The 10,532-nt window shown below is 71.2% G+C and carries 12 protein-coding genes; 7 read left to right on the top strand and 5 right to left on the bottom strand.

The features are described from left to right. The 3 genes from VGD70_RS02345 to VGD70_RS02335 form a co-directional block, all read left to right on the top strand. On the top strand, positions 1 to 748 hold a 748-nt coding region (locus tag VGD70_RS02345; RefSeq protein WP_331077603.1), incomplete at its 5' end, for an IclR family transcriptional regulator. Positions 749 to 1,003: 255 nt separating this feature from the next. Continuing rightward, positions 1,004 to 1,159, top strand: a complete 156-nt coding sequence (locus VGD70_RS02340) for a hypothetical protein (RefSeq protein WP_331077601.1) — start codon at positions 1,004 to 1,006, stop codon at positions 1,157 to 1,159. 11 nt (positions 1,160 to 1,170) lie between these two features. Further along, entirely contained in the window at positions 1,171 to 1,890 is a 720-nt protein-coding gene (locus VGD70_RS02335) for a hypothetical protein (protein ID WP_331077599.1), read from the top strand. Here the strand turns inward: VGD70_RS02335 and VGD70_RS02330 are convergent. Further along, on the bottom strand, positions 1,817 to 2,785 hold the full coding sequence (locus VGD70_RS02330) for a cobalamin-binding protein (protein ID WP_331077597.1): 969 nt from the start codon (positions 2,783 to 2,785) through the stop codon (positions 1,817 to 1,819). The two genes, VGD70_RS02335 and VGD70_RS02330, sit on opposite strands and share 74 nt — an antisense overlap. Before the next feature lie 658 nt (positions 2,786 to 3,443). Between VGD70_RS02330 and VGD70_RS02325 the strand changes: the two genes are divergently transcribed. Next, the gene (locus VGD70_RS02325) at positions 3,444 to 3,758 is read left to right on the top strand and encodes a hypothetical protein (protein WP_331077595.1); all 315 of its coding nucleotides are present in this window, start codon (positions 3,444 to 3,446) and stop codon (positions 3,756 to 3,758) included. 200 nt (positions 3,759 to 3,958) lie between these two features. Here VGD70_RS02325 and VGD70_RS02320 read toward each other — a convergent pair whose 3' ends face one another. The 3 genes from VGD70_RS02320 to VGD70_RS02310 form a co-directional block, all read right to left on the bottom strand. Then, a complete protein-coding gene (locus VGD70_RS02320) occupies positions 3,959 to 4,267 on the bottom strand; it encodes a hypothetical protein (protein ID WP_331077593.1) in 309 nt (102 codons plus the stop codon). Positions 4,268 to 4,279: 12 nt separating this feature from the next. Then, entirely contained in the window at positions 4,280 to 4,681 is a 402-nt protein-coding gene (locus VGD70_RS02315) for a DoxX family protein (RefSeq protein ID WP_331077591.1), read from the bottom strand. A gap of 133 nt (positions 4,682 to 4,814) precedes the next feature. Further along, a complete protein-coding gene (locus tag VGD70_RS02310; protein ID WP_331077589.1) occupies positions 4,815 to 5,378 on the bottom strand; it encodes a hypothetical protein in 564 nt (187 codons plus the stop codon). A gap of 39 nt (positions 5,379 to 5,417) precedes the next feature. On the opposite strand from VGD70_RS02310, the gene VGD70_RS02305 reads away from it, so the two are divergent. Continuing rightward, a complete protein-coding gene (locus VGD70_RS02305; RefSeq protein ID WP_331077587.1) occupies positions 5,418 to 5,993 on the top strand; it encodes a TetR/AcrR family transcriptional regulator in 576 nt (191 codons plus the stop codon). Here the strand turns inward: VGD70_RS02305 and VGD70_RS02300 are convergent. Continuing rightward, positions 5,990 to 7,144, bottom strand: a complete 1,155-nt coding sequence (locus VGD70_RS02300) for an alginate lyase family protein (RefSeq protein ID WP_331077585.1) — start codon at positions 7,142 to 7,144, stop codon at positions 5,990 to 5,992. The genes VGD70_RS02305 and VGD70_RS02300 overlap by 4 nt on opposite strands. 176 nt (positions 7,145 to 7,320) lie before the next feature. On the opposite strand from VGD70_RS02300, the gene VGD70_RS02295 reads away from it, so the two are divergent. Together VGD70_RS02295 and VGD70_RS02290 are read left to right on the top strand one after the other, a co-directional pair. Beyond that, the gene (locus VGD70_RS02295; protein WP_331077583.1) at positions 7,321 to 8,421 is read left to right on the top strand and encodes a mandelate racemase/muconate lactonizing enzyme family protein; all 1,101 of its coding nucleotides are present in this window, start codon (positions 7,321 to 7,323) and stop codon (positions 8,419 to 8,421) included. 39 nt (positions 8,422 to 8,460) lie between these two features. Next, on the top strand, positions 8,461 to 10,521 hold the full coding sequence (locus VGD70_RS02290; protein ID WP_331077581.1) for a fibronectin type III domain-containing protein: 2,061 nt from the start codon (positions 8,461 to 8,463) through the stop codon (positions 10,519 to 10,521). Positions 10,522 to 10,532: the final 11 nt, after the last annotated feature.

The following is a 10,532-nucleotide window of genomic DNA, read 5'->3' as shown; positions in this document are numbered from 1 at the left end:
GCAGCGCGCGCTGCGGGTACTCGACATCGTTGGTTCCGCGGGCGACGGCATCACCGCGAAGGCGGTGGCGAGGCGTGCCGGCTACAACCTGTCGACGACGTATCACCTGCTCAACACCCTGGTGCACGAGGGCTACCTGATCCGCCTCGGGCACGGCCGCGGGTTCGGGCTCGGCTACAAGGTCGGCAGTCTCTATCAGCGACTGTGCGCGGAGCTGGACGTGGGCCAGGAGCTGCAGGACGAGCTGCATCACCTGCATCGACGCACCGAGGCGGCGGCGTACTACACGGTCTTCCGCGAGACGGACATCGTGGTGGCCGCGGTGGCCGACTCCCCGGAGTTCCCCCGCGCCACGCCGTTGGACTTCGGCTTCCACGAGGCCGCCCACGCGACGGCGTTCGGCAAGGTGTTGTTGGCCTCGATGCCCCGCCGAGCCCGGCGTGAGTACCTGTCGAGCGCCGGCATGCCGAGACTGACCGAGCGGACCCACGTCCGCGCGGCGGACCTGGACACGGAGCTGGACAACGTCGAGCGAGCCGGGATGGCCCTGGAGATCGAGGAGTTCCAGCCGGAGCTGGCCTGCCTCTCGGCGCCGGTGCTGGACACCCAGAAACGAGTGATGGGCGCGGTGGCGTTCTCGGTCCCGGCATCGACGTTCCCGGCCAGGCGCTGGCACCTTGAGAGGGCGGCGAGAGCGGGGGCGGCGAGGTTCTCCCACCTGCTGGCGACCCGCCCGTCGCTGGTCTAGGGAGTCTGACAAGAGAGCAGGACCACCCGGCGCGAAGCGAAGCGAGCAGCACAGAGGCTTGCTCCACAGGGTGGCGGGGGGAGAGAGTGAACCTCCCCAGGCAACGCCTGAACCACCACCTGAGAGCGCTGGAGAAGGCCGGTTTGGTCGAGGAGAGACCACGACGTGGCTGTGTGGAGCGGATTCTGCGCACCCGCCCAGCCCCTTCGTCGTTGACCCCACCATGATGATCGCGGGCGAGGTGGAGCAGCGCGGATGCGGGCCGCCGCGGCCGCCGAGGGCAAGCGGCTGCGCGCGTTCACCGTCGAGGCCGAGGTGCGGTTCGGGCATCCCGGCGACGTGCACGCGTTCACCGACGGGCGCCCCTGCCGGATGGTCGTCGACGGTCATCCGGCCCCTGCGGAGAACTGAGGAGAGGACCCATGAGCGACAACGCGCCGCGGATCGAGGTCACCGTCGCCGCTCCGGTGGACACCGTGTGGCATGCCTTGCGCGACAAGGAGACCATCCGCCACTGGCACGGCTGGGACTACGACGGCCTCGACGACGAGATCGACCTCATCTACTTCACGGAGATCACCGAGGACGCGAGCGCCCGCACGCTCGACGTCCAGGGCGGTGACGTCATCCGGCTCGAGGCCGACGGCGACGCCACCCGCGTCGCGCTCACGCGCGCACCGCGCGGGTCCAACCCGGACTGGGACGCCTACTACGCCGAGATCACCGAGGGCTGGATCACCTTCCTGCACCAGCTGAGGTTCGCCGTCGAGCGCCAGCCCGGCGCGGCCCGCCGGACGCTGTTCTTCGCCGGCAGCAACGAGTCCGGCCGCTCGGTCGTCGGCGAGCTCGGCCTGCCCGCGGGCCCGACGGTGGAGACGTCACTGCTCGGCGAGCATGCCAAGGGCGAGGTCTGGTTCCGCTCCGAGCACCAGCTCGGCATCACCGTCGACGCCTGGGGCGACGGGCTGCTCGTCGTGTCGTCCGCCGGCCCCACCGAGGACAGGCCGGACGGCACCGCGATGGCGATCCTCTCGACCTACGGCCTCGACGACGCGAGGTTCGCCGAGCTCAAGGAGCGCTGGACGCCGTGGTGGTCCGCCCGGTTCCCGTCGGAGGAGGAGTTCCCGGCCGAGGAGGAGTGACCGGCGCGGCCTCGGCCGCGGTGACGTCGGGGTACCCGCCGTGCAGCACCTGGGCGAGCACCTCGGCGCCCCGCACCACCCGCGGGCCCGGCCGGTTGAAGTAGGCCGGGCCGTCGAGCACCCACACCGCACCCGCGCGCACCGCCGGCAGGTCCGCCCAGCCGGGCCGGTCGGTCAGCAGGGCCAGCTCCGCGCGGGTCCGGTCGGGCGGGAAACCGCACGGCAGCAACACGATCACGTCGGGACGGGCCTCGAGCACCCGCGGCCACTCGACGGCGCTGGTGTGCTCGCCCGCGCCGGCGAGCAGCGGCACGCCGCCGGCGAGCCCGATCTGCTCGGGCACCCAGTGCCCGGCCGGCCACACGGGGTCGAGCCACTCGACCGCCAGCACCCGCGGGCGCGTCCGGCCGGCGACCCGGCGGCGCACCTCCGCGAGTCGTCGTTCCAACGCGGCCGTGCGGGCGGCGGCGACGTCCGGCACGCCGAGCGCGTCGCCGACCACGCGCAGGCAGTCGAGCACCTCGGCGAGCGTGCGTGGTTCGAGGCTGAGCACTCGCGGGCCGGCGTCCAGCACCCGCACCGCCTCGGAGACCCTGCGGTAGGAGACCGCGCAGACCTCGCACAGGTCCTGGGTGAGCACGAGGTCCGGCGCGAGCCCGGCGAGCGCCTCGGCGTCCAGCCCGTAGAGCGACGAGCCCCGGTGCCCGGCGCCGACCGCGGCGGAGATCTCCCGGCTCGACATCCGCTCGGCGTCCACCTCGCTGCTGGTGACGACCGGAACCGAGGCGACCTCCGCCGGCCAGTCGCACTCGTGTGTCCGCCCCACGAGGTCTGCGAGCCGCCCGAGCTCGGCGACGAGGTCCGTGGCGGCCGGCAGCAACGAGACGATCCGCATGTCGTCAGCGTAGGTGTCCGGTTCGGGCGGCCGTGTATACGGAATGACGTTTACCGGATGACCTGCCGGTCTTTTCGGGCAGCGCCGAGGCGGGTTTTGCACGATGCAATTTGCGATCTCGACGACGCACCGGAGTCAACTGTTTCCGAGGGGGTTGCCGCGTGTGATCGATCACTTCTGACTTCGGAGCGTGACGAAAGTCGAGAAACAGACTCGATCACCACTTCACTCGCAGGTGAGGGTGGATTTGTCACCCGTTTGGGTTCACAGTAAGGAAATCGCAGGTGAACACGCACTGGTCGTATGCATGTGCACCTGCATGTTCCCCCGTCGGTTTGCATGTTGCAGTTCTTCCGCTCGCCGACGGATACGCACCGTTCATCGCTTGGCCGGAGGGGTCACGGCGCGATAACAAGATCAATCGGTGATGATGAACGGACAAGCCGGGGGGCCGACACAACACACCGACGATGCTGAAGTGGCTCCCTGCTGGCACAGGGAGCCACGTGATGTCCCGTGGTCCAGGCGACCGAGTCCACATGCGAACAGATCGAAAGGGCCCAGAACGGTGACCAGCTTAAGACCCGGCACCGCACCGACACCAGAAGAGAAAACGCCGATCGACACGCCCCCGAAGAAGTCCGCCGGCCGTCGGACCGTGCGGCTCACCGCCCTCGCCGACCTGGACTCCGAGCAGGAGTCACCGCCGTCGGTCGAGGTGTTTCCCGCGCACCGGCACCGTCGCGCCGCCGTGCTGCCCACGTCGCGGGACGACTGGCTGGTGCTCGCGGAGCGGGTCGTCGGCGACTGGGCCGCCACGCTGCGCTCGGCGTTGCTGCTGGTCCTGGCCGTCGCCGCCATGCTCACGGTCATCGGTCTCGTGTTCGGCCCGGGCATCGCGCTGGCCTGTGCGCTCATCCTGCTGATCGTCTTCCTCGTCGGCCGCCGCCGGGACGGCTCACCCCGCCGCTGACCACTGACCGCTGACCGCTGACCACCCGGCACGGCGCCGCGCGGGGCCAGGGCCCGGTCGAGCGCGGTGTCCAGGTCGACGTGCGGTGTGTAGCCGATGGAGCGGATCGCGGTCGGGTCGTAGCGCGTGCCGCCGGCCATGGACGCCACCGCGTACCGGGTCGGCGTCGGTCGCTCCACCCGGCGGAGCAGTTCGGCGACTCAGGCGGCGAGCGGCTCGGCCTCCGCGAGCCAGGTGGTGAACGCGACCAGTTCGACCTCCCCGACGGAGCCGACCTTGACCGACTCGCCGACGCGGGGACCGCGCCACACCATGAAGGTCACGTACCGGCGGTAGGCCTTGAAGCCGGCGACCGGGGTCTTGCCGACCATCCACACGGGATGCCCGTGCCACATCCGGCCGGTGGCGTGGGCGAGCGTCGTGTCGAGGAGGCCGCACAGGGCGTCGCCGACCGGGCGGAGGCTCTCGGGGAGGGCGGTCAGGTACTCGTCGACCGTGGTGGTGGTCATGGTGATCGTTCCTTACTTGGTCAGGAGGTCGCGGAGCTTGGCGTTGCGGAGGTAGAGGCCGGCCCACACGGCGATGCCGACGTAGACCGGGAAGAGCGCGGTGGACAGCAGCGGCGCCTCGACGCGGACGTGGGCGCAGACCGCGCCGCCGAGGTAGCCGGTGAGCAGGATCGCGCCGAGTACCGAGGTGCGGGGGATCGCGTACAGGGCGAGGCAGGCCAGCTCCAGCACGCCGATCGGGACCGCGGCGCCCGCGGGGAAGCCGAGGTCGGCGAAGGACTCGACCACCGGGCCGATGCGCAGCACATGGATCACGGCGTCGAAGAGCAGGAACGCGCCGACGAGGACGCTGATCACGGTGCCGGCGCGGCTCAGGTTGGCGGTGCGGGGCTGGGTGGCGGTGACGGTGGTCATGACGGGTCCTCCCGGTGTCCGGCGCCGTCTCGGCGCTTCGGACACACCGTCTCACCGACAAATCTAATTGTCAAGAATAAAAATCTTGTCGGTAAGTGGGACGGCGATTTCCCCGCAGGTCGGGTGTGTGGACTCAGGCGACCAGATCGGTCGAGGACCCGGCCAGGTGCGCCAGGTTGTGGAGCTGGCGGCGCATCATCACCAGGTCGCCCCACGCGAGGAGGCGGCGCCGGAGGTAGGAGCGCGGGGTGGCGGACACCGCGAGCTTCGCGACCAGCCGGCCTGGCGTCGGCCGGGGTGACCGGTCAGGAACCGGGTGCGTCGAGGCCGTGGCGCGGTAGGTGATCGCCAGGTCGCCGAACATTCGCAGCCCCTGGCGGTCGGTGAGGCGCAGCGTCAGCTCCCGGCCGGGGACGAAGTCGACGAGGGTGAAGATCGTCGCCACGCGCTGGCCGACGGCGAGTGCGCTGAGGCCCGGCGTGAGCGTGCGCGGGCTGCGCCGGCCGAGGTTGTCGATCAGGTCGTAGCTGTACGGCGCCACTCGCAGCTGGCACAGCCAGCGGTACACCGCCGCCGGCGAGGCGTCGACGTCGACCGCGCGGAACCAGGACTCGGTCGGCCCGGGCACAAGGTCGTCGCACGGGTAGTGGTCGGCGATCTCCGCCGGCGTGGCACCCCAGATCTCCGGTAGGCCCATGCCGAGGATTATAGAGGGTGCTCTCTAGAATGGGGAGCCATGGGCAGACCACCACGGCACGACGCGGACCGGCTGCTGGACGTCGCCGCCGGGCTGGCGGCGACGGAGGGGCCGGGCGGGGTCACGATGGCGGCCGTCGCGCGGGGGGCCGAGGCGCCGAGCGGGTCGGTCTACCACCGGTTCCCGACCCACCCCGCGCTGCTGGCCGCGCTGTGGCTGCGGTCCGTCGAACGGTTCCAGGCCGGCTTCCTCGACGCGCTGACCGCGCCCGACCCCGGCGACGCGGCGCGGGCGGCCGCGCGGCACGTGGTCGCGTGGAGCCGGGCCAACCCCACCGACACCACGATCCTGCTCTACGGCGCCCACGACTTCGGCGCGGACGCCTGGCCGGACGAGGAGCGCGACCGGCTCGCCCGCGCCAACCGCGGGGTCGCCCGCGCGGTCCGCGCCCTGGCCGGCCGCCTGGGGGACACCACCGCGCAGGGTGTCGACCTCGTCCGACTGGCCACTGTGGACCTGCCGTACTCGCTCGTCCGCCGCCACCGCGGCCGGCGGCTGCCGCGGCACGCCGAGGACCTGGTGGTCCACGGCGTGTCCGCGTTGCTCGACCTCTAGTTCGGGTTACGCGCGTGGGTGAGCGTCTGCCACGCGACGAACAGGTTGTTCGTGCCGGCCGGGCGGCGGGACTCGGTCAGCGTCTGGGTGTTCGTCATCGGGATGCCCTGGCGGAAGTTCAGCTGGTTGAAGCCGACCTCGGTCACCGGGCCGAGCCCGCGGTGGATCGTGCCGCCGCACAGCCACGACGGCGCCGCCTCGCCCAGCTCGTAGCGGGACTGGAAGCCCAGCGCGTACCGCAGCCGCTCGCCGATCTCGGGGTACAGGTCCTGCCCCTGGATCCGCGTCGTCTCGGCGAAGTTCGCGATCGAGGCGATGCCGTAGCCGGTGTGGGTGAAGTCGCGGCACGTCTCCTGGGTGAGGCCCGCCTCGAACGTGGACTGGCCCTGCCAGTACCGGATGATCTCGTCGCGCGTGTCGATCCCGCTGTTCGGCGGTGGCTTCGGCAGCGCGCCGTCCGAGGGCAGGTAGACGAACGCCGGCACCCGGGTGCGGTACTTGGCCACCGCGCGGTCGTACACCGAGCGGTCCTCGAGGAACACCGCGATGCCGAGCGTCGCCTCCATCATCGTCAGCTCCCAGTTGCCGTTGCTGGTCGCGTTGCCGTTGACCACCTCGGGCAGGTACACGTCGCGCAGCATCGTGGCGAACCGGGTGGCGTTGGGCCAGCTCGAGTAGGTGTACCGGACGATCTCCGCGGCCCGCGTCCACGACGAGCCGGCCCACGCGGTCTGCAGCGGCGCGTTGCTGTTGGTGTGGTCGCGGATCGTCGCCGACCACGCGTCCATGAGCTGGATGGACTTGGTGGCATAGCGGGAGTCCTGCGTGATGTACCACATCAGCGAGAGCGTGTACGCGGCGATCGCGTCCTCGCGCTCGTCCGTGCAGCCGAGGTTCGGGTTCGAGTACGGCCCGCACTCCACGACCGCGCGCGGCTTGGCCGTCCGGGACAGCGACGCGTACGCGCTCGACGCCATCTGGTCGTACGCCGCCTTCCACGGCTGGGCGTTCGCGGTGACCCGGCCGCGGACGAAGTCCAGCTGCGACCGGCTCACGAGCACGCCGGGATGGGCGAAGGTCGGAGGAGCGGCCGAGGCCGCCGGAGGGATCGACTGGCCCACGACGAGGAGCAGGAGGGCCAGGAACACCATAAGAAAGCGCTTGCCTGACATGTCAAGCAGTGTGTGTGGTCTGGACCACAACGGTCAATAGGCCAATCGGACGACCCGGCCGACGCTGCCGGTGACAGAAGTGGGGGGTTGACATCCGACGAATGGGCTTCAAGAATCAGCCATCAGAGATCCTATAGGATCCATCATCAACGGGGATGAGGGCCGGTGTGAGCGTCGTCCGGACAGCGGAAGCGTTCCTGGTGAACGTCGCGGTCGAGCGGGTGCGCACGGACGCCGTGCAGGCCTTCCGGACCCAGGAGACGATCTTCGTCGAGCTGCGTACCGACGACGGCGCGACCGGCCTCGGCTACTCCTACACGATCGGCACCGGCGGCACCGCCGTCCTCGCGCTGCTGCGCGACCACCTGCTCCCCCAGCTGGCCGGCGCCGACTCCCGGCGGATCGAGGCAGTCTGGCACCAGCTGTTCGCCTCCACCCGCGCCACCACGGTCGGCGCGATCACCTCGCTCGCGCTCGCCGCGATCGACACCGCGCTGTGGGACCTGCGCTGCCTGCGCGCGGGCGAGCCGCTGTGGCGGGTGGCCGGCGGGTTCGACCCGCACGTCCCGATGTACGACACCGAGGGCGGCTGGCTGCAGCTGTCCACGGAGGAACTCGTCGTCGGCGCCAAGGCCGCGGCCGCCGCGGGCTGGCAGGGCGTGAAGGTGAAGGTGGGCAAGCCGACCGCGGCCGAGGACCTCGAGCGGTTGCGGGCGGTCCGCGACGCGGTCGGCCCCCGGTTCGCGCTGATGGCCGACGCCAACCAGTCGCTGACCTGCGCCGAGGCGATCCGTCGGGCGGAGCTGTTCGCGCCGGTGGACCTGTCCTGGCTGGAGGAGCCGCTGCCGGCCGACGACGTCGCCGGGCACGCGCGGCTCGCCCGCACGACCGGCATCCCCGTCGCGGTGGGCGAGTCGCTGTACTCCGTCGGCCAGTTCCGCGAGTACCTCGCCCGCGAGGCGGCGTCGGTGGTGCAGGTGGACGTGGCCCGGGTCGGCGGGATCACGCCGTGGCTCAAGGTCGCGCACCTGGCCGAGGCGTTCGGCGTCGAGGTGTGCCCGCACTTCCTGATGGAGCTGCACGTGAGCCTCGCGGCGGCGATCCCCAACGGCCGGTTCGTCGAGCACATCCCGCAGCTGCGTGCGATCACCACGACCGAGATGTCCGTTGTGGACGGTCACGCGGTCGCCCCGGAGACGCCGGGGCTCGGCATCGCCTGGGACCGGGACGCGATGGACGACCGCAGAGTGGCCTGACCGAACGTTTTGCAACGGAGCGAACGAAAGGTGACCAGGATGGCACGCACTCGCCTCGTGACCGCGATGCTCGGCGCGGTCGCGATCGCCGGGACCATGCTCTTGGCCGGCCCGGCGGCCGCCCCGGCCACCGTCCCGGCCATCGTCCCCGCCGCCCCCGCCGCGCAGCCCCGGCCGGCGCCGGCGCCGGCCGCGAAGCCTTACCTGGGGTGGAGCAGCTGGAGCCTGCAGGCCACCAACTACCCGGGCGTCAACCCGAACGGCCCGGCGAGCTGGCTCACCGAGGCCAACGTCGTCACGCAGGCCGACGTGCTGGCCGCCAAGCTCAAGCGGCACGGCTACACCAACGTCAACGTCGATGCCGGCTGGCACAAGGGTTTCGACACCTACGCCCGCCCGCTCGTCGACCCGGCCAAGTTCCCGCACGGGATGCGCTGGCTCGCCGACCACGTGCACGGCAAGGGACTCAAGCTCGGCTCCTACCTCGCGGTGGGCCTGTACCTCGGCGCGTACAACGGCGGCAACTCGCCGATCTACGGCACGACCGGCTGCCACACGCGCGACCTCGTCTACCCGGACCTGCGCAAGACCAACGGCTGGGACGAGGCCTACAAGATCGACTTCAGCAACCCCTGCGCGCAGGCGTACGTCGACTCGATCGCCGGCCTGCTCGCCGGCTGGGGTGTGGACTTCCTCAAGCTCGACGGCGTCGGCCCCGGCTCGTTCCGGGGCGGGGAGAACTATGACAACACCGAGGACGTCAAGGCCTACCGGCGCGCGCTCGACCGGACCGGCCGGCCGATCGAGTTCATCATTTCCTGGGCGCTGAGCCCCACCAAGGCGGACGTGTGGCGGACGAACACCAACGGCTGGCGCATCGACACCGACGTCGAGTGCTACTGCGACACGCTGGTGACCTGGAACAACTCGGTGAAGCAGCGGTGGAACGACGTGGTGCAGTGGATCCCGCACGCCGGGCCCGGCCACTGGAACAACCTGGACTCGCTCAACGTCGGCAACGCCGAGATGGACGGCCTCACCGAGGCCGAGCGGCAGAGCTATCTGACGTTGTGGGCGATCGAGTCCTCGCCGCTCTACCTCGGCGACGACCTGACCACACTGGACGCCTACGGCCTGTCGCTGCTGACGAACGACGAGGTCATCGCCATCGACCAGGCGGGCAGGCCGGCCAAGCCGCTGAGCCAGGCCACCCGCCAGCAGGTGTGGTTCTCGCGCCAGGCCGACGGCAGCTACGTGGTAGCGCTGTTCAACCTGGACGACGTGCCGAAGCGGGTCACCGCGAGCTGGGCGGACCTCGGCATCACCGGCCCGGCGTCCGTGCGCGACATCTGGGCCAAGCGCGGCCTCGGCTCGACGGACGGCATCAGCACCGTGCTCACCACGCACGGCACGCAGCTGCTGCGGGTCACCCCGAAGGACGCCGGGAAGCTGCCGGCCACGCCGACCCTGGTCCGCGGCACGGGGGCGGGCGCGTCCTCGGTGACGCTGTCGTGGGACAGGTCCGAGTACGCGCGGGGAGTCTCGCACTACGAGGTGGTCTCCGGCGGCCGGACCGTCGCGTCCACTTCGGACACGTCGGTGACCGTCGAGGGGCTCTCGGCGGCGACCGGGTACTCCTTCGGCGTCGTCGCGGTCGGCGGTGACGGCACGCGGTCCGCGCCCAGCAAGGCGATCGAGGTGACCACACCGGCCGCGGGCGGGCGGGTGGCCTACGAGGCCGAGGCGGCCGCGAACACGCTCGACGGCGGCGCGTCCCGCAGCGGCTGCGCGAGGTGCTCCGGCGGCGGCAAGGCCGGCAACCTCGGCGGCAGCGGCTCGCTGACCTACGGCCCGGTGAGCGCGCCCGCGGCCGGCACGTACCTGATGACGATCGACTACGTGGACGCCTCGTCCAGCCGCACGATCGTGGTCACGGTCAACGGCACGGCGTTCCAGCTGCCGATGGCCGGCTCGGCCGACAACGACTGGGACACCGCGCAGCACGTGACCGTGCCGGTGCGGCTCAAGGCCGGCGCCAACACCGTGAAGTTCGGCAACCCGGGCGACTACGCGCCGGACATCGACCGGATCACCGTCTGAGGAAGGGAGCA

This window comes from Actinophytocola sp. (assembly GCF_036402745.1).
In the GTDB taxonomy this organism is placed as follows: Bacteria; Actinomycetota; Actinomycetes; order Mycobacteriales; family Pseudonocardiaceae; genus Actinophytocola.
The sequence above is the reverse complement of the archived record's forward strand: the minus strand, read 5'-3'. Positions and strand labels throughout refer to the sequence as shown.